Consider the following 20,437-nt stretch of genomic DNA (forward strand, 5'->3'; position numbering starts at 1 on the left):
TTATAAACGAGTAGTATTGATTCTATAATTTCAAATATCAATACTGCTCATTTTTTGATGTTAAAATTACAGTGCAACATTATGATTGCCATAATCGTAATATATAAAAGGAGGTTTTAAATGAGAAATATGGGGTTTTCAGATGCTGAATACATTAGAATCGTGGATTTATATGCGGATTCGGTATTCAAACTTGCAATGGTAAAGACAAAAAACAAACAGGATGCTGAGGATGTATTTCAAGACACATTTATTAAGCTTTATAGATGTGATAAAATATTTGAATCCGATGAGCACGTAAAAAGATGGCTTATGAAAGTAACAGTAAACACTAGTCTGGATCTTTTGAAATTGTTTTGGAACAGAAAAACGGAGGAACTTGATGAAGGTTTACCTTTTCAGGATCAGACATACCATGAGGTATGGAATGAAATAAAAAAACTTCCGGAAAGATATAGAGTGCCAATTCATTTGTTTTATTTTGAAGGGTATTCAACTGAGGAAATAGCAAATATGCTTCATGATAAACCATCAACGGTGCGTTCAAAACTACATAGAGCAAAGTATATATTAAGCGAAGGAATGGGAGATAGATATGAATGGGTCTGATTATAAGAAGATGCTGGAGAATTTCAAGGCCAGCAGCGAATTAAAGCAAACAACAGTAGATGCTGCACATAGTCAAATATTTAAAAAGCTTAAGATAAGCAAAAGAGAAAAAATAGTTAGATATTCAAGTGCCGCAAGTGTGTTTGCAATGGTTGTAGTGCTGTTTTTTGTGTTCGATGTTGGGGGAGCGTTTTCGATTGCAGGAAATTCGATAAAAGGTACTGCATTATCGAGTGATTCGGATACGTCACAATTGTCAACGGAATTACAAAAGGAAAAGACATCTCAGAAGTCAACCGATACATCAACCGAGATAGCTAAGGTTAATGCTACTGAGGCATCTACCGAAAAGCAGACAACAAAAGTTCAGGAAGTCGTTACAACAGCACCAACAACAGCACCAACAACAGCACCAACAACAGCGCCAACAAAAGTACCAACAACAAATACAACAACAACTTCAAATACTTATACGAATGCATGGACTAGCACGAATGCTCCAGTAAGTACAGTTAAATATAATTTTAGTGGAAGCGCTGGCACCATTGATGTGAATTCGTTGTCTATTACATCAACAAGAAATTTGTTTGAAGCTAAGGTTGGACCTAATGATAATTACACTGTTAGAACGGAAGTACAGCCTGTATTATTTAATAGTGGTTTGGTTATTACAAAATCAAGTGATGGCATAGTAACTTTCACAAATGATAATGAAGGTGTCATACTTAGAGAAAATGTTGTGAGCTATCCACAAGGAGCATCTGAGAGTCAAGGCGAATATGCATCAAGATGTATAAGCTATCTTAATGAATGTTGTGCAGATGCAACTAAAGCAAAAGAAGCGTTCTCATTAAGCAATGATTATATATTAATCATTAAAAGTGCAGGCCCGATTACAAACTCTGATACAGAGTTTAGAGTGATTATGAAGCTAAACTATATTGGCAATCCTATTGCAGCGTTATCAAAGACTAGTTATGGTGGATTTGGATATCTCACTATAGTATTTGATAAATATTCACAATCTTTTCTGGTTCAGACATATGTTGTTCAAAATTCGTTATCGTTTACGATGTCTACCATCAATTATGGAGTGAAGTATAAAGTTAATTAAATCGCTACTCTATATATATTAGGAAAGTTATTTGCAAGATATTTTTCAGAAAAACTGGAAGTCTGTTAACGGAAAGATAAATTGGTATTGCGCACTCCAATTAGCTGAATCTGTTTGCAGGCTTCCCTTTTTGAAGCCAGGACTTGTATGGATAGCTATGGAAAAATCGATATCTTGGTCAATAATACCGGAAGATTCCACTTGGTCATTTAGGTGAAGCAAAAAATGAGGCAGACACAGTAATATTTATTTCTGGTGTCAGAGAAGTCAGCATTTATAACAGGAGAAACCATTAATGTGAATGGTGGTAGCTATATGAATTAGTCTTATCTTTGGAGTGTTTTGAATTTCTAAGGTCAACAAACGTACTAAACCTACGTATGTTGGCTTTTTTAATATGAGGAAGTGATAAACAGAAAAGAGAATATTAGGAAAATAAAATATCATACACTGAGTTGAATTTAAAAAATATACAATTATCAAATACTCGCAAAATTGACTGAATATACAAAGCGTGATATAATATAGACAGATAACATTTGAATGTTTGTTAGATATATAAATTATTGTTGAACATATAAAAATAAAAACAAAGTATGAATAGTGGCAATATACTTGGTAATCGTATATATAAGTCCTAAAAAAATATTGACTTTATTAAACTTTATTAAATTAAAAACAGGAATCATCGGAGGAATGAAAAATGGAAAATTTCACGAAACAAACTGAAATGCAAAATGTAACACAAGAAAGTAATACAGGACAACGAATTATTAAAGTAATCTTTGGCATAATAGAGATTATACTAGCTTTTCGAATCGTTCTCAAACTGATGGGAGCAAATGCGGGAAACGCTTTTGTGAAAGGAATCTATAATATTAGTCACCCTTTTGTGAAATTATTTGAAGGTATTTTCTCGGGGTCAACAACGGGCGGCACTGAAACAGTGGGAGTTTTTGAACCTGCAACTTTGATCGCTATGATTGTTATTGGCATAGTTGCCATGATAGTGATAATGTTGATGCCAAATTCAAGTAACAGAACAAAAAAGACTCAATATATGGAACATGATGAATAGTTTAGAATGTTTCCAGATTCAAATGTAAGATAACTAAATAGGAAATGAAAGAGGTATGAGATGAAAGATGTAAAAGACAAAATGGACAATGCAATAGATAAGATTGCAGGTGGACTTAATGAAACAGCAGGTAAAATAACTGGAAATAAGCAGTTGGAACTAAAGGGTAAGTTGCAAGTTTCAAAAGCCGACCTTGAAAAGAAAATGGATGTTAAAGATAATATAAACGAGATAAAAGAAAATATCGCAGATAAAATCATTAAAAAAATGGATAAGAAATAAAAAAGAGTAAAAATTCTAATAGCAAGTAGAACTTGTTAAAATAAAAATAAAGAGGTGCAATAATATGCTTTGGACAGTTGTAGTAGTAATATTGATTTTATGGTTTTTGGGCTTGCTCACGTCTTTCGGTGGTTCGTTAATACATTTGCTTCTTGTAATTGTATTGATAATGGTTATCGTTCAGTTACTTCAGGGAAGGCGAAGGTAATAAGATTCAAATAATACCTAGTTTTTTACAATTATAGTTTGATATTTAATAAGTGAGCAGTATTGATAACGGTAAGTTAAGTTGTCAGTACTGCTCAAATTTTTGCTGTTTAAGTCTAATGATAGATTAATTAGATAGTTCTTTCATCCGCGATTCACACATCATTAATCATTGAATAAAATAATCGAATAATATCTATGAAATAGGGATTGACATTTTCTTTTTCCAGGTTTATTATAACCATACATACAGACCGACGGTCGATAGATAGACAGAGACATAATAGACAGATAGAAAGGCGAATGATATGAAAGCAATCAAAGAAGGAGAAGTTAGAAAACGTGAAATTCTTGTAACAGCGCGCGAGTTATTTATTAAGAAAGGTTATGAACAGACTTCTATCAATGACATCCTAAAGATTGTGGATATAGCCAAAGGCACCTTTTACTATTATTTTGCTTCCAAGGAAGAAGTTCTGGAGGCAATTATTCTTGATATTGTTGAAGAAGGAGCAAGGCGGGCGCAGATGATCCTAAAAGATAAATCCATTCCGTTAGTGAATCGAATTATGATGGCAATAATGGCACAGGCCCCAGAGTTTGAAGGTTCAAATGAGATAGCAGAAGAACTTCATAAGGTTGAGAATGCAAAGCTGGAACAGTTATATTTAAAGGCTATGTTGAAACGTATGACCCAGGTTTTACAAGAACCTGTATTAGAAGGTATTGAACGTGATGTATTCCATATGGACTATCCAATGGAAGGTATAGAATCTATTTTACTATTGGGACATATGATGTTCGATTGTGATGTCTTTCAATGGAAAACAGAGGATTTCCCAAGAAAAATAAAGGCATTTTTATGTAATGCGGAGAGAATAATGGGAACAAGCGTAGGCGAATTAGATGAATTTCTACAGATGTTTGGGCAGTTGTCATAGATTTAAAGACAGCTGTCATAAGTGGAAATTTCACATTTGTTGGAAGGAAAAATGTTATTTTTTTTACACGAAAACCGACCGACGGTCTACAAACAATTGTTAAATTAGTTGGTAAACCAGTCGGTAATATAGGCATTATTAAGATTTAAGGAGGATAACAATGAATCAACGAGGTGGAATACAAAATATGGAAATACAAAACAGGGACTTACAAAATATAGAAATCAAAGACAGAAATAAATCAATGAAGAAATTTACAATATTGGTGGTTGGACAGCTGATATCAAGCGTTGGAAGTGGATTAACGGACTTTGGCCTTGCAATTTATGTTCTGGCACTGACAGGCTCTGTTACGGCGACCTGTATCGTTAGCATTTGCGCATTCCTTCCATCTATTTTGTTAGCACCGGTGGGAGGCGTCTTGGCAGACCATTATGACAGAAGGGCAATGATGATTCTCGGAGAATTGTTTTCCGGACTTGGACTATTTATTTGTCTCGCTTCTGTTATGAGCGCAAAACCTTCACTTGTGGTAATCTGCATTGGAGTTGGTGTCAGCTCGTTATTTATGGCGTTGATGGAACCTGCATTTAAAGCGACGATTACAGATTTATTATCGGAAGAAGATTTCGCTAAGGCAGGTGGAATGGTTCAAATCGCAAATAATGCCAAACTTTTAATCGCTCCAGCGATTGCAGGATTGTTGTTGCAGATTACATCTGTAAGTACCCTAATCTTTATTGATATTCTTACTTTCTTTACAACAGTATTTGTAATTGTAGTTGTGAAGAAAGGAATGGTTACGAAACGCAGGGAGGGTGCGGGGCTGAGTATTCACTTAGAAATGAAAGAAGGGATTGCTGCAATACGTGGGAAAAGCGGAATTGTGGCGATGATTATAATTATGACAATCGTCGTATTTTGTCTTGGCTTCGTACAAATTTTATGTAAACCACTCATACTTGCTTTCGCAGGGAAAACGCAGCTTGGTATTCTTGCGTCCGTTTGTGCATTTGGTATGATGGCTGGCAGTATCGTAATTAGCTGTTTAAAGAATACAAAATCTTATCGGAAAATGCTTTCGTTGGGATTAATTGGCTGTGGAATCTTTTTTTCATTGATGGGCGTAAAACAAAATCTGTTTTTGATTACATTATTTGGATTTATGATGTTTGTATTTATGCCCGCTATTCAGATTGGAGCAGAAGTCCTAATTCGAAAGAATCTTCCAAATGAAGTTCAGGGGCGTGCTTTTGGAATGATTAGTTTTATTACTCAGATGGGCTATATTTTTGCCTATATATTGGCTGGAATCCTTTCTGATTATGTGTTTGAACCGTTTATGAGCGGCAACAGCATGTTAGCAATACAAATCGGCAAAGTAATCGGATCAGGTGAGGGAAGAGGAATTGCGTTGCTGATATTGATTGCAGGCATGGCGCTAGCGATTGTTGGAGTTATTGTATTCAAACTGAAGAGTGTAAATATGTTGGAAAGTTTAACTACATTGGAAAGTGAAACGATTAAAGAAACGGAGGGAATCAAAAATGAAACTTTTGTTGAAGCTTGTAAGGAAGGATTTTAAGGCAAACCCGGTCATCACAACGGTCCTAACCGTATTTCTGATCCTTTCGGCCATTTTGATGGCTGGTGGATTAAGGGTGGCAGGTACAATGTTCTCTTCACTGGATGGATTAAATGAACGGGCTATACCGCCCCAGTACTTGCAGATGAATAAGGGAACCTATGACGAGAGTGCATTTAATAACTTTGTGAAAAGTCATGATTATATTAAGGATTCACTAATCGTTAAGATGCTTGATATAAGCAATGCAAATATTATTTACCAGGGAGAAACGTTAGAGAAATGTCTGATGGATAATGGATTTGTCATTCAAAATAAAGGATTTGATCTCCTCCTAAATATGGATAATGAAGTTGCAGTGGTTGGGGATGGGAAAATCGGAGTACCTGTTTATTATGCACAGGAGCTAGGTATTGCAGAAGGTGATGTTATTACGCTACGTAAAGGTAATTACAGTAAGAATCTGACTGTATCAACGATTATTCGTGATTCGACAATGAATTCGGCACTTACCTCTTCAAAGCGGTTCTTAATCAGTCAATCGGATGTTGATGAAATCAGCCAGCACATGGGAGAATGGGAAGAATGTTTTGAATTTCTGTTAAAAGATGGTACGTCTACATCAGTTTTACAGAAAGATTATATAGATGCGAGCATGCCTTCTAGCGGTGTAGCAATAACCGGAAGTCTTCTGACTATGATGAATGCACTTTCTTATGGTCTTGTAGCATTTATAATTATCGCGATCAGTTTTCTATTAGTAATGATAGCAATTCTTTGTTTGTCATATATTATTCGAGCAACTTTGGCAGAAGAAAATTATACGATTGGGGAGATGAAAGCAATTGGATTTCCGAAAAGTGAAATCGAAAAGTCATATCAAATAAAATATAGCATACTGGCGTTGGTAGCGGCAGCAATCGGTTATTTAGTAGGAATTCCATTCGGAAATTTCTTCTCTGCATCGATAATTAAGTACTGTGGAAATGGTAATGACGAGTGGATGAAATGGGTATATCCATTTGTGGGGCTAATACTATTTGGTCTGCTTGTAATACTTCGATGTCGCAAAATTGTTCGTAAGAATATGAAAAGTACGGTTGTAGAACTGATGCGTGGGGAAGAAAGAATAAAGAAAGAAGGTCACTATACTTTGCCGTTGGCAGGATTGCGACACCGAAATCTTACAATTGCATTCGGTGAATTAAAATGTAAATGGAAAGAATATTCGGTCATATTTTTCGTCTTTGTATTTTCATCATTTTTGATTTTGCTTCCGATGAATATGAAAAATACAATTGAAAATCCATCATTTATAACTTATATGGGTATAGGAGAATGCGATATCCGTATTGATATGCAGTACAGCGAGAAATTAGAAAAACAAAAAGATTCCGCAATATCCTATTTGGAAAATGATTCTCAGATCAAAAAATATCAAATTTATAAAAATGGTTACGTTCAGTTGCAAAATACGAAGGGTGAATGGGAATATCTCCGTGTAGAAAACGGCGATGAATCCGCTTTCCCACTGGAGTATCTTGAAGGAAGGGCACCTGATGAAAATGCACCAAATGGTAGTAAAGAAATGGCCCTCTCTTATCTGGAAGCTTCAGAATTAGGGAAAAAAGTTGGCGATTCGATGACGGTAAACTACCAGGATAAAGAGATTTTGTTCAATATTTTGGGAATATACCAGGATATCACATATGGTGGTAAGACTGCCAAAGCTGCAATCGATTTTGACGAAAAGGATGTGCAAGTCTATATCATATATTTGGATGTCAACGACGGTGTCAATATATTGGAAAAGACGAATGAAATACGAAGTATTCTAACAGATAGCAAAATAACGCCAATAAGCGAGTTCATTTCTCAGACACTTGGCGGAATTATGGATAACATGAGCCTTGTAAAAGACGCGGCCATCGTGATCTCATTGCTGTTAATCACGTTGATTACGGTGATGTTTTTGCAACTAATCACAGCGAGGGAACATAGTGCGATCGCCATTAAGAAAGCGATTGGTTTTTCAAACAAAGATATTAGAATGCAGTTTGGAATACGGATCCTTGTGATTCAATTTGTGGCAATCGTAGTCGGAACGGTCCTTGCGAACACCTTGGGAGAGTCTATATTCTCACTGATGCTATCTTCTATGGGTGCATCAAAAATAACGATGTTAGTAGAACCGGTTACCGCCTATCTAATTTCCCCAATGGTGCAAATGCTTGTAGTCTTCATTACAGTTATTATTGGAACCAAAGTTGTTAGAAACTATCATATCAGAAATCAATTAATGGAATAAGGAGCGAAGCCATGATAAAAGTTGAAAATATTAGTAAGTCATTTAAAGATACACAGATATTGCATGACATATCTTTTGAAATAAAAAAGGGGGATTTCGTTGCGGTCATGGGACCGTCCGGATCCGGCAAGTCAACACTTCTATACAGTATCAGCGGGATGGATAGCATAAGTAACGGCAAGGTGATGTTTGAAAATATGAATATTAGTGAAATGAAGGAGGAAGCGTTGTCCGAATTTCGTTTGACGAAGATGGGATTCGTATTTCAAAATGCGCAAATGTTAAAAAATCTTTCCATTTTTGATAATATTATATTACCTGGTCTTGTAGCAAAGAATGAACCGGCTAATGACATAAGGAAACGTGCATCCAAATTAATGAAACGTATGGAGATTGAAGGGCTTGAAGAGCGTGATATTCGCGAAGTATCTGGTGGACAGTTGCAACGAGCATCCATTTGCAGGGCTATGATTAATACACCTGAAGTTTTGTTCTTGGATGAACCGACCGGAGCATTAAATTCCGAAGCTACGGAGCAGGTATTAAAAATCCTTGCGGACTTGAATCGTGAAGGAATGACTATAATGACCGTAACTCACGATTCATGTGTCGCAGCCAAAGCGAGGAAAATACTCTATATCATTGATGGACAGATTGCTGCCTACAAGGAATTCTTAGTGGGCGAAAACCGCGAAATGGAAGTTGAGAAATGGTTAAAGAAATTATCTTAACAGAGTAGGCTTGTTGACATGTAAATCTAAACACATTATAATCTGAAAAGTAGATACTAAAACATTGGTTTCTATTTGTTAAGGAATCAGTTTGGGTATGTTAAGTTTGGTTGACAGATTTCCAAGCCAAATTGGTAGACTTAAATGACAGCTTATCATAAGATTGAAAAAAAGAGTGGGGTATACATATGGAATTTCAAGATAAGTTAATCGCTTTGCGCAAGCAAAATGGAATGTCACAAGAAGACCTTGGAAATGCGATCGGGGTATCAAGACAAACAGTCTCTAAATGGGAAATGGGGCAGACAACTCCTGAAATGAATAAGTTAATTGAATTATCAAAATTATTCGATATATCAGTAGATGAGCTGTTGGGACTAAAATCTGAGAATGTGAAGACGAATACAGCGCAATCAAGCAGTAATATAAGGTCAGGAATTCATTATGAATATAAAAGCAAAAGAGAAATAAAAGGCCTACCCCTTGTTCATGTGAACGTTGGAGTAGGCGTTTATAAGGCCAAAGGCATTATTGCCATCGGAAATATTGCTACTGGAGTGATAGCAATTGGAGTGATAGCAAAGGGAATTATTGCAATCGGAACTTTGGCAATCGGAATTTTTGCATTAGGAGCTTTTGCGCTTGGGCTTGCTGCAGTTGCAGGTGTTGCATTAGGAGGAATCGCCGTTGGAGGAGTAGCAATTGGGTATTTGGCAATCGGTGGTGTTGCAATAGGCGTTTATGCACTTGGTGGATATGCGATGGCTATGAATATTGGTGTTGGAGGATATGCAAGCGGTAAAATTGCAGTTGGAGATCAAGTAAAAGGGATATATACGTTCTCGGTGAAACAGCAAGGTAACGTATGGGATCGTAATGACATACTTACATGCATTTCAAGTAATCTGCCAGAGACACCTAGATGGATTGTAAAATTTTTCAAAATGGTTTTTTAGAGAGGAACACAAAATGAAACGAAATGTTAGTCTTAATGAAATATCAGACGGAAAACTCTATGAATTAAATGATCTGGTGAAAGCAGGGTGCAATGACTGCAATGGATGTTCTACCTGTTGCCAAGGGATGGGAAATTCTATTATTCTAGATCCTCTCGATATTCATCGGTTACTGATCAACCTAAATATTACATTCGAAGAATTACTGGTTGATAAAATCGAACTAAATGTTGTAGATGGAATGATTATTCCAAATCTTAAAATGATGGGATTATCAGAAAAATGTTTATTTCTAAGTAGTGAAGGCAGATGTGGAATCCACGCATTTAGACCAGGAATGTGTAGGCTGTTTCCATTGGGCAGATATTATGAGAATCATGATTTTAAATATTTTCTACAAGTTCATGAATGTGAAAAGGCGAATAAAACGAAAATAAAAGTCCGTAAGTGGATTGATACACCTGACATAAAGAATAATGAATGTTTTGTGATAGATTGGCACTATTTTCTTGAAGATTTACAAAATGTTGTAAAAAGTACGCAGGATGATAATCTGATTAAGGATATTAATATGAATATTCTCAAAAACTTTTATATGAAGCCATATGATACAAATATTGATTTCTATTTACAGTTTAATGAACGATTAAGTGAAGCTAAGGAATTTATAACAATTTAAAATAACCATTCTATTAATGCGATAAAACGCGCGAGTAGAATGGTTATTTTTAATTTTTAACATTTTCAGATAATTTTTTCTGATGACTTTAAGTGAAATATAAAGTGACCTGAAATCAACAGATTCTAGACTAGGATAAATAAATTACATAAAAAAGTGCGTTGCAGTTAATAATAATCATACTAATTGCAAGAGAATTGAGTACGATAGCTTTGTCTTACGCAAATTAAGTAGATTCTAATAAAGTATTATATTATTTTCAGGAGGTATTTGTGTATGAACTCGGTAAATGTAATAATTGGATTAATCATGATTTTATCATTCTTTGGAATGATATGGTATTGTGTAAAAGGTTATAATCTGATGATTGGATTTTTTATAATGGCTATATTTTGGACTGGATTAGCCTTGGTTGGTAATAAAATAGTCCCTAATTCGGCAATGGCGAAGCTTGATTTTATTGGTGTTTTGACCAATGTATTTCAAGATGGACCACAAAATTATGGTAAGTCAATATTGGTAAATGTATTCTTTGGAGCGTTCTTTGGAAGAATCCTTATGAGTACCGGAATCGCATCGACATTAATTAGAAAAACAGTTGAACTTGGCGGAGATCGACCAAGAGTCACAATGACACTTCTTTGTGTTGCCACATCAGTTATTTTTACTACAATGACAGGTATTGGACCAGTTATATCAATCGCAGTAATTGTTATTCCTATCTTGCTTTCGCTTGGTCTTCCGCCAAATGTAACATTATTTGCGTTTATGGGATCTATCATGTCTGGAATTTTTGCAAATGTTGTAAATTTCAATCAGTATCAGGCAATGTTTGTTGCTGCAAACAGTGAATATAGCAAATATACTTACAATCAATACTTCAATTTCGGAATTATATGTATGATTATAACAATTGTTGTAGTGTTGGTTGTGGCTAATATTGCATTGAATAAAAACAAAATTTCACATGCGTGGGCAGCAAAGACTAGTTCAGGAAGTGTTGATAATAATGCACCAGCCATTTCATGGATTGCAGTTATTTTACCAGTAATTGGAGTCGTGGCATTTAAGTTCCCAATAATTTTAGGATTCCTTGTTTCAGGTTTCTATGCTTTGCTTACGTGTAGAAAGTTAAAAGGAAGTTTTGTTAGTGTTTGTAGTATGCTTGCAAAACTTTTTGCAGATGGTGCAGTTGATGTTGCACCTATGGTTGGTTTCTTGTTAATGCTTTCTATGTTCAATAATGCAGCAATCTTTGCAGCTCCTTACTTTCAAACATTATTAGGCAGCTTTATTCCTACTTCAGCATTGATAATCGCCGTAGCATTTGCAATTCTTACACCACTTGGATTCTTCCGTGGACCTTTGAATCTAGTTGGATGTGGTGCTGCTATTCTTGTAGTTGTTATATCTAGCCCTGCGAACTTTCCAATTGCATTCCTTTATCCTTTGTTTGCAGTAACAACAATTGCTCCTCAGCATTTGGATATTACACAATCTTGGGTAGCCTGGGGATTCGGTTATACAAGGGTAACCACAAAGGATTATATGAAAATGTCAATTCCAACAGGTTGGATCGTCGGTTTTATATGCTGTATCATAGCATATATCATGTATGGTGGGCTTGCAGGATAATACGATTGAAAGAGAAGTTATCATAAATAAATATAAAAGTGCAATCAAGTTTTGTGTATGTGGTTGTATTTAAATAAAAGGAAAAAGCTGAATAATCGTATTCAATACGAAAAATTCAGCTTTTTCTTTGCATATTACCTTGGATTCTTACAATACAAATGGGAATCTCGTTTTGTATTTCATCTGCTATTGAGTTTCCTGTCTGAAAAATAGATTGAATATCAACAACTATTTATTGAAAAACAATAAATAATTGTTGACATTCAATTTTTTTGATGCTATATTATAAAAAAAGATGGGAAAAAAAGGAGAGATATATTAGGATGAACAATAAATTGATTCGAACCACAAAATTACTTTTAGATTTTATGTTCTTTATAGGGATACTAGTTACTGTATTAATGTTTTTAATTATCAAATTATATGGAAGATACAATATCTATTTTAAAGATAATGCGATTAGCCTAACCATTTTATTTTCCTTATCAGGATTTTTTGCTGTACTAGTGATCTTTGAATTGCGAAAGATATTTAAAACGGTAATTGATGACGACTGTTTTATTAATGAAAATGTTGTGAGTCTAAGAAGAATGGGAAATTATAGCTTCCTGATTGCATTAATTACAGCATTTCGCTTGATTATTTACATCACTCCAGGAGTAATTGTAGTGGTTGTGGTATTTTTGATTGCAGGCCTTTTTTCAAAGGTATTGTCACAGGTATTTGATAAAGCGATAATCTATAAACTAGAGAATGATTTAACAATATAAGGAGGGTCAAAATGTCAATTGTAATTAATCTAGACGTTGTGATGGCCCAACGCAAGAAGAGTCTGACCGAACTGGCCAGTGAGGTGGATATCACCTTAGCCAACGTATCAATTTTAAAAAACAATAAAGCAAAAGCAATTCGTTTTTCTACGCTAGAGTCATTATGTAAAGCGCTGAACTGTCAACCCGGGGATATTTTAGAGTTCGTAGATGACGAAATCATTAAAGAATAACACAAGACGTCTGTAATAAGAAGCGCTTCTAATCGGTATACCAAATCATAAAATTTTAACCTTTCATTATAAAAAGTTCAAAGAACAGCTCTTATAATTCATTCTAATTAATTATTAAATGAAGATTTAAGAAATAGATATAGAGATTTAAAATGAAAATTGAAGAAGAGGAAAACGATTATGAATGAAAATGAAGAAATTATGGTTAAAGGCCATATAATGCAAAAGAATTTTATATTTTTTGGCTTATTAAGTGGTATATATGCGTGCTTTTTTACTTTTTGCCTCTACAAAAATTTATCGGGGATTACAATCCCTTTGTTTACATTAGGAACCCTTTGCTACTATCATTTATGTATGAAAAAGTTAGAAGTTTCAAAAAAAAGAGATGGATATTTTTATGAAGCAGCGATTATACTTTTGGGGCTCGCTACGTGGTTCACTGATGATGAAAGAATAATATTAATGAATTATATGGGAAGCTTCATATTAATTGTAAGCTTCATGATGCATCAGTTTTTTCAAGATAAAGAATGGGATATTCCTCAATATATTTTTAACTTTTGTACTACTTTAGTTGAGTCAATGTTTCATATAGCACAGCCTTTTGATGATTGTAATCATATGATTCAGTCAAGGGAAAAGGGAAAAAGTAGTAAAATGCAATATATCTTTACCGGCCTTTTGATTTCGGTTCCCTTTGTAATCATTATTCTAATGTTGTTAACTAGTGCAGATTCAGTATTTGCGAATTCGTTAGAATTTCTGTTTAGAAACATTGTTTTACCAAAAAACTTGATTGGAATATCGATGATGACAATTTTTGCTTTCCTTTCATCTTATTGCTTTTTGGCATATCTATCAAAAGAAAAGGTAGAAATGAATAAGGGCAAGAGAAAAGAGGGCGAACCTATTATTGCAATCACATTTACTAGCTTGATCGCATTGATATATATAATTTTTAGCGGCATTCAGATATTTTATCTCTTCCTTGGAAATATCCCAAGAGATTACTCTTATGCTCAGTATGCAAGAGAGGGATTTTTCCAGCTGGTTGCAGTCTGTATATTGAATCTTACATTGGTACTTTTTTCTATCTATTATTTCAAAGATCATAAAGCGTTAAAAATGATCCTTACCATAATTAGTTTATGTACTTATATAATGATTGCTTCAAGTGCATTTCGCATGATTTTATATATCAGTCAGTATCATCTGACATTTCTAAGAATTATTGTACTTTGGTCTCTCGTAGTAATTTTTATGATGATGACTGGAATTGTAACTTTTATATTAAAACCAGAGTTTCCATTATTAAAATATACCATAGTTACCATAACAGCACTTTATATCGTATTCTCTTTTAGCCATCCCGATTATTTGGTTGCAAAGTATAATTATGGTCAGGCAAGTTTCGTAAATGAAAACCGATTAGATTCTAATTACTTAAGCGAACTGTGTGCGGATGCAGCTCCTGCTATTTTAGATTACACAGAGCAACTGAAGAAAGATACGAAACTCAGTTCGACAATGTTTAGTGTCATGGATTTTAATTCTTATTTTACCAGAGTATATAACAATGGAGAAGATATGGATGCAAGAACGTTTAATCTTTCTAAGTATATAGGGAAAAATGCGGCAGCAGAGTTCTTTAATGTGAATAAATAAGTGCTAATTTTGGGGGCACTACAAGGGGGATGGTATGAATGATATATTTGATGGGGGTTTGTTGGTTTTCATTTACATATTAGGAACATTGATTCTAATATCACCAATTATTGTAACAATAACAAATATAATATATGTAGCTAAAAAGAAGAAAAATCTAGGATTTGAAGCATGTTTATATGGGATGGGAATATGGTTTATGTTAGAAATGAGCTCCGGACTTCCAGACTATACAATTCCTGTAAATTTAGCTGAGTCACTTGGATTGCATCAATTAATATCGACAAATCATATTGGAACAATTTGTGCATTCGTTGTGATAGGGATTAGCTCCTATTTCGCGTTAAAATTTCACAAAGAGGAATATTCACCATTGCTATCTGTAATATTAATCGCAGGGGTATACATTGGCTGCATCATTAGTTCACTGATAATTATACAATTGATGGGTGCGGTAGTGAGCGAGGTGGATGTAACATTAAAATCAATTCATTCATACTACGAGAAAACTGGATATATATTTTATATGGTATTGATTCCGCTTAATTATCTTATAAATGCGCTTGCATTACTTGTAGGGGTGGCAAAAGAAAAAGCAACTTATCAAATAGATAGAGAATATAAAAATAGATTCATCCGTGTTGTAAATAATTGTATTTTAAGATGTAATAGTTGGCATGTGTCAGCATTTGTGGTAATGATACCCCTTATAATAATAGTAGTGATGATTTTATGCTTGTTTGGTCAACAACCTGATAGTGTGATAAAAGCATTTACACAGACCAGCGACTGGATGCTATCAAAGCAGATTTCACCTCCACCAACCGTGAATTATAATGGTCATTATTTATGCACGGTTTCCTTAAGAGGACATAAGGGACTAGTAAAGCCAACTCGATATGGAATAAGGGGTGGAGAAAAGATTGTGGTTAATAGACAGCTTTGCATTGCAAATGCATTCGAGGAGTTGATAATGGAGAGAACTCCAAGCTTTCATCGTGCGATCAGGAATTTTTATGATAAATACGGATATCCAATATCAAAATTGATTCGCACAGCATGGTTAGCAGATTTGACTTATTTGATCATGAAACCACTGGAATGGATATTTTTGATTGTACTATATTTATTTGATAAAAAACCTGAGAACAGAATTGCTCTACAGTATCTTCCAAAGAATGCAAGAAAAGAGGTATAACATGCAAAAGCGAACCCCATATGTGATGGCATTTATTGTGCTATTACTAATAGAAGTTATAATCGCATTATTCATTCATGATAGATTTATACGTCCATATATAGGGGATGTTCTCGTAGTTATAGTGATTTATTGTTTTGCAAGAATATTTACTCTTAAGATTAAGTTATTACCAATATATATCTTTATATTTGCAGTAGCAGTTGAATGCTTGCAGTTTTTGAATATCGTTGGATGCCTTGGTTTGGGTGGGAATACACTTGCAAATGTAGTGATTGGAACATCATTTGACTGGAAGGATATAATTTGTTATGCAGTTGGCTGTATTTTCATAGTCGTCATAGACAATATAGTACAAATAAAAAATTATATTATGATTTAATAATGTTTAGACATGCATAATATTGTTAAATAAGAAGGGAATACAGATATGATTATCAAATTGATACAACCCAAAATGATAATGAGACCAATGGATACACAACTGAAAACCAGAATGTCACCTTCACTTGGGCTATTGACAATTGCAAATATTTTTCATAATGAACATACAGTAATAATCGAAAACGAAAATATTGAAGATATCAATTTTAATGATGTGGTAGACATTGTAGGCATTACAGTTACCGTTGATGTTATGGTTCGTGCAACAGAAATTGCAGAAATCTATAAAAGCAAAGGAATTCCGGTTGTGGCAGGTGGAATTCATATCACTGCATTTTCAGAGCAAGTCAAAAAATACTTTGATGTTATATCTATTGGATTAGCGGAGAAAACATGGCCTGATATTATTCGGGATCTTCAAGACAAAAAACTGAAAAAAATATATAGCTGCAACAGTGAAATCAAAGGTTGTGAGATTGTTTCTCCGGGCTATCATTTGATTGATAAGAAAAAGTATTTATTCTGTAATGTTATTAGCACTAGCAGGGGATGCCCATTTCAATGTGATTTTTGTTATAACAGCAGTGAAGCATATAAAAAATTATATATCAATAGACCGATTATAGATGTGATTGCTGATATAAAAACAATTGGTAAGCGACATGTAATGTTCATTGATGACAATTTTATTGGCAATCCTAAGTGGACGTTAGAATTTGTAAGATCTATTCGTCCGATGCACTTGAAATGGAATGCAGCAGTGTCAGCAAATATGGTCGACATGCTTGATTTGCTTGATGAAATGGCTCTTTCGGGATGTGAAAGTTTATTTATTGGGTTTGAAAGCTTAAATGAAAATGCGATTAAGAATATTCATAAAGGTCAGAACAATATACGAAAATACGAGAAATTGGTTGAAGAAATTCACAATCGTGGAATTATGATTAATGCCAGTTTTGTATTTGGTCTTGATGCCGATGATTCTACAACGTTTCAGACGACATTAGATTGGATAGTAAAGAATAAGATCGAAACGGTTACATCTCATATACTTACACCTTATCCAGGAACTATAGTCTATGATGAGTTTGTCACAAATGATAGAATTACAGATTTTGACTTTTCAAAGTATAATACTGCTAATGTTGTATTTAAGCCCCCCAATATGACTGCTGAAGAACTTTATAATGGATACCTATGGATTTACAAACAAGTTTACTCCATAAAAAATATACTTAAAAGGGTGCCAAAGACGCATAGGCAGCGAGTGCCATATTTTTTGTTTAACTTTGTTTATCGAAAATTTGGTAAAGTAACCGACAATATATGCAAATTAATTACTTATGAACGCGTTGGAAAAATTGCAGAAAAGCTTTCCTACCGCTTATAATTATAAATAGGGAAAAGGCCAACTTTTTTGTGGTGCAGTGGATAAAAATATGATACAATTTACCATATTATAACAGAAAAACAGCACAATAAAAAAGGAGCGCTAAATGAAAATACTTAGATATTTATTAATATTCATACCTATCAGCTTAATTGCTGAATTTATGGACATTTCACAGCCATTAATTTTTCTATTTTCCGCATTAGCGATTATTCCACTAGCAGGAGTGATGGGGGAATCAACAGAGGTTATATCTTATTATGCAGGGAATCGTATTGGCGGTTTTCTCAATGCAACATTTGGAAATGCAACAGAGTTGATTATTGCATTCTTCGCTATGAAAGCAGGTTTGTTTGATGTAGTGAAAGCTTCCATTGCAGGTTCTGTTATCGGTAACATTTTACTGGTGTTGGGGTTGAGTATGCTTGTTGGAGGTTTAAAGTATAAAACACAATACTTTAATCAGAAAGTAATTGATGTTACAGCCAGTATGCTACTCTTTGCAGTAATCGGCCTAACAATTCCGGCAATTTTTACATATACTGTCGCACCAACATTGTTAACGACCAGATACGAAGGGCTTAGTGTGTTAGTTGCATTTATTATGTTAGCAATTTATATTTTGAGTATGGTTTTTTCGTTTTTCACACATAAAGATTTGTATATGGTCAAAAGTGAGGAAGAAGCTGCTCCAAAATGGTCATTAAAGAAAGCAATCATGGTTTTGGTTGTGGCTACAGTGCTCATTGGAATTGAATCAGAAGTTTTTGTTGGAACCGTTGAACCAATGACTAAGGTATTTGGATTGAGTCAATTCTTCGTTGGTATTATTTTAGTTCCAATCATTGGTAATGCAGCTGAACATAGCACCGCCGTAATGATGGCATACAAGAATAAGATGAATGTGGCAATTGAAATAGCGTTGGGTTCAAGCTTACAAATCATTCTCTTTGTAACACCGGTTCTTATCTTTTTAAGCCTATTATTTTCACCAATGAGTATCGTGTTCAATACATTTGAATTGATTGCACTGATATTTTCGGTATTAATTGCAAATAGATTGGCAAGTGATGGCGAGTCTAACTGGCTAGAGGGCGTTCAGCTTATAGCCGTTTATATTATAATAGCGGCATCATTTTTCATTTTATAGATGTCTTAAGGTATGAAGAATTATTTTTGTTAGACTAGAGATACTATTTACATAAAAATTATAACGTTATATCTTTTAAAAATAAAATGAGGGATATAGTCTGTTTTCGGGTTTAGTAATCTGAAAGCAGACTTTTTTGTTATATAAAATAACTCATTTTGCTTTATTATGTAACATTTACGATGGTCAATTAATTTAAAAAATATTGTAATTTTACAAGAAAAATTGTAAAAAATATATTTCCATACAAATAAAAAAGTGGTATGATTACAGAAGAAATTGCACAGGAAAATTGCACAAAAAATTGTACAAGAAATCGTACAAAAAATTGCGTGAAATATTACAAAAGAAAAACGCGAAAATAATATAATGGCTGCAATTTTATTAAGAAGAATTTACAAATAAGATAATTAATAAAGGACTAGGGAGAAATGTACAATAATATTGATAATTCTAATAAAGAAGCCACAGAATCATATAGGCGGATCAAAGAGAAGCGAGCAAAGCAGCAAAGAAAAATGAAAATAATAAAATTATCTGCATGTATAATTTTAATATTAGCGGTTGTAACTGTAGTTGTTAAAGGGACAACCAGCTCGAATACAGATAATATAGAAATTGAGAATATTGTGGCGGTAGATGATGGCAATGTACAAAGAGAAGTTGTAACTGAGCCTCAGCCACAAGGGAAAAAGGTTTATCCTTATCCTGAAATTATCAATTCATATATGCAAATAACATCAGCTACGGTTAGAAGTCCTTACTTAGCTCTTTTAGATGTTGAGAATAATCAGATTATTGCAGGAAGAGACTGTGAGAGAAGAATATATCCTGCATCAATGACGAAGGTAATGACCCTCATTGTTGCGGTTGAAAAATTGAAAAGGCTTGATACAACATTTACGATGACCAGTGATATCGTATCCTCCCTTATGAAACAGCAGGCTTCAAGGGCAGGCTTCGATCCAGGGGAGATCGTGGATGCTAATAATTTACTATATGGGCTTATTCTTCCCTCGGGTGCAGATGCGGCCGTAGCATTGGCAGATATGATTGCTGGATCTGAAGAAGAATTTGTGAATCTGATGAACAGCAAATGCGAAGAGCTGGGATTAAAAAATACTCATTTTGTGAATACATCAGGATTACAAGATATTAACCATTACACGACCCCGATAGAGATGGCTATGATAATGGATTATGCTATGAAAAATGAGATATGTGCTAAGATTTTATCAACATATCAGTATACGACGACTCCAACCGTGCAGCATCCAGAGGGAATTCTGCTGACGAGTAATATGTTTAGCAAAATGTATGGAAATGAAGTTCAAGGGATGAGAATTATAGCTGGAAAAACAGGTTATACGGATCAATCGGGAAATTGTTTGGTTAGTTATGCAGAAAAAAATGGAAGACATTACGTGGTGGTGATTGCAGGTGGTGGCAGCGCATGGAATGTAATATTTGATGATTTTGATATCTTTAAGAATTATACTCCAGTAATTGGTTGAGTTCT

Annotated in this window: 20 protein-coding genes; all 20 read left to right on the top strand. The window is 34.2% G+C overall.

Annotation, left to right across the window (positions count from 1 at the left end):
* The first annotated feature begins 120 nt into the window (after positions 1–120).
* A complete protein-coding gene (locus BMY18_RS01045; protein ID WP_092449695.1) occupies positions 121–609 on the top strand; it encodes an RNA polymerase sigma factor in 489 nt (162 codons plus the stop codon).
* Entirely contained in the window at positions 596–1,723 is a 1,128-nt protein-coding gene (locus BMY18_RS01050; protein ID WP_092449697.1) for a hypothetical protein, read from the top strand. The genes BMY18_RS01045 and BMY18_RS01050 overlap by 14 nt, the downstream gene beginning before the upstream one ends.
* Before the next feature lie 703 nt (positions 1,724–2,426).
* Entirely contained in the window at positions 2,427–2,801 is a 375-nt protein-coding gene (locus BMY18_RS01060; protein WP_092449701.1) for a YggT family protein, read from the top strand.
* A gap of 60 nt (positions 2,802–2,861) precedes the next feature.
* Positions 2,862–3,083, top strand: coding sequence for a hypothetical protein (locus BMY18_RS01065; protein ID WP_092449703.1), 222 nt, complete (start codon positions 2,862–2,864; stop codon positions 3,081–3,083).
* A gap of 64 nt (positions 3,084–3,147) precedes the next feature.
* Positions 3,148–3,291, top strand: coding sequence for a lmo0937 family membrane protein (locus BMY18_RS20665; RefSeq protein ID WP_139197193.1), 144 nt, complete (start codon positions 3,148–3,150; stop codon positions 3,289–3,291).
* A 307-nt stretch (positions 3,292–3,598) separates the two neighbouring features.
* The gene (locus tag BMY18_RS01070; protein WP_092449705.1) at positions 3,599–4,231 is read left to right on the top strand and encodes a TetR/AcrR family transcriptional regulator; all 633 of its coding nucleotides are present in this window, start codon (positions 3,599–3,601) and stop codon (positions 4,229–4,231) included.
* A 160-nt stretch (positions 4,232–4,391) separates the two neighbouring features.
* On the top strand, positions 4,392–5,816 hold the full coding sequence (locus tag BMY18_RS01075) for an MFS transporter (protein WP_242940927.1): 1,425 nt from the start codon (positions 4,392–4,394) through the stop codon (positions 5,814–5,816).
* On the top strand, positions 5,779–8,124 hold the full coding sequence (locus BMY18_RS01080) for an ABC transporter permease (RefSeq protein ID WP_092449707.1): 2,346 nt from the start codon (positions 5,779–5,781) through the stop codon (positions 8,122–8,124). The genes BMY18_RS01075 and BMY18_RS01080 overlap by 38 nt, the downstream gene beginning before the upstream one ends.
* An 11-nt stretch (positions 8,125–8,135) precedes the next feature.
* Positions 8,136–8,855 carry an ABC transporter ATP-binding protein gene (locus BMY18_RS01085; protein WP_092449709.1) on the top strand — a complete coding sequence of 240 codons (720 nt, stop codon included), beginning with the start codon at positions 8,136–8,138 and terminating at the stop codon, positions 8,853–8,855.
* A gap of 188 nt (positions 8,856–9,043) precedes the next feature.
* Positions 9,044–9,811 (top strand): helix-turn-helix transcriptional regulator, encoded by a 768-nt coding sequence (locus BMY18_RS01090; RefSeq protein WP_092449711.1) that lies wholly within the window; start codon positions 9,044–9,046, stop codon positions 9,809–9,811.
* A 13-nt stretch (positions 9,812–9,824) separates the two neighbouring features.
* Positions 9,825–10,490, top strand: coding sequence for a YkgJ family cysteine cluster protein (locus BMY18_RS01095; RefSeq protein WP_092449713.1), 666 nt, complete (start codon positions 9,825–9,827; stop codon positions 10,488–10,490).
* Positions 10,491–10,766: 276 nt separating this feature from the next.
* A complete protein-coding gene (locus tag BMY18_RS01100) occupies positions 10,767–12,125 on the top strand; it encodes a citrate transporter (RefSeq protein ID WP_092449715.1) in 1,359 nt (452 codons plus the stop codon).
* Between the two features lie 323 nt (positions 12,126–12,448).
* Positions 12,449–12,895, top strand: coding sequence for a DUF2975 domain-containing protein (locus BMY18_RS01105; protein ID WP_092449717.1), 447 nt, complete (start codon positions 12,449–12,451; stop codon positions 12,893–12,895).
* An 11-nt stretch (positions 12,896–12,906) separates the two neighbouring features.
* Positions 12,907–13,128: a helix-turn-helix domain-containing protein gene (locus tag BMY18_RS01110; protein WP_092449718.1), complete on the top strand. Its 222-nt coding sequence runs from the start codon at positions 12,907–12,909 to the stop codon at positions 13,126–13,128.
* A 180-nt stretch (positions 13,129–13,308) separates the two neighbouring features.
* Complete coding sequence (locus BMY18_RS01115) at positions 13,309–14,796, top strand: DUF4153 domain-containing protein (RefSeq protein ID WP_092449722.1); 1,488 nt, start codon at positions 13,309–13,311, stop codon at positions 14,794–14,796.
* Between the two features lie 34 nt (positions 14,797–14,830).
* Positions 14,831–15,994, top strand: coding sequence for a DUF6688 domain-containing protein (locus BMY18_RS01120; RefSeq protein ID WP_092449724.1), 1,164 nt, complete (start codon positions 14,831–14,833; stop codon positions 15,992–15,994).
* Position 15,995: 1 nt separating this feature from the next.
* Positions 15,996–16,376: a ribosomal maturation YjgA family protein gene (locus tag BMY18_RS01125; RefSeq protein WP_092449726.1), complete on the top strand. Its 381-nt coding sequence runs from the start codon at positions 15,996–15,998 to the stop codon at positions 16,374–16,376.
* A 48-nt stretch (positions 16,377–16,424) separates the two neighbouring features.
* Positions 16,425–17,768 carry a B12-binding domain-containing radical SAM protein gene (locus tag BMY18_RS01130; protein ID WP_092449728.1) on the top strand — a complete coding sequence of 448 codons (1,344 nt, stop codon included), beginning with the start codon at positions 16,425–16,427 and terminating at the stop codon, positions 17,766–17,768.
* A 106-nt stretch (positions 17,769–17,874) separates the two neighbouring features.
* Positions 17,875–18,918: a calcium/proton exchanger gene (gene cax, locus BMY18_RS01135; RefSeq protein ID WP_092449730.1), complete on the top strand. Its 1,044-nt coding sequence runs from the start codon at positions 17,875–17,877 to the stop codon at positions 18,916–18,918.
* 431 nt (positions 18,919–19,349) lie between these two features.
* Positions 19,350–20,432 carry a D-alanyl-D-alanine carboxypeptidase family protein gene (locus BMY18_RS01140; protein ID WP_092449732.1) on the top strand — a complete coding sequence of 361 codons (1,083 nt, stop codon included), beginning with the start codon at positions 19,350–19,352 and terminating at the stop codon, positions 20,430–20,432.
* Positions 20,433–20,437 lie beyond the last annotated feature (5 nt).

The sequence above is a fragment of the [Clostridium] fimetarium genome, assembly GCF_900111235.1.
Lineage (GTDB): Bacteria > Bacillota > Clostridia > Lachnospirales > Lachnospiraceae > Clostridium_N > Clostridium_N fimetarium.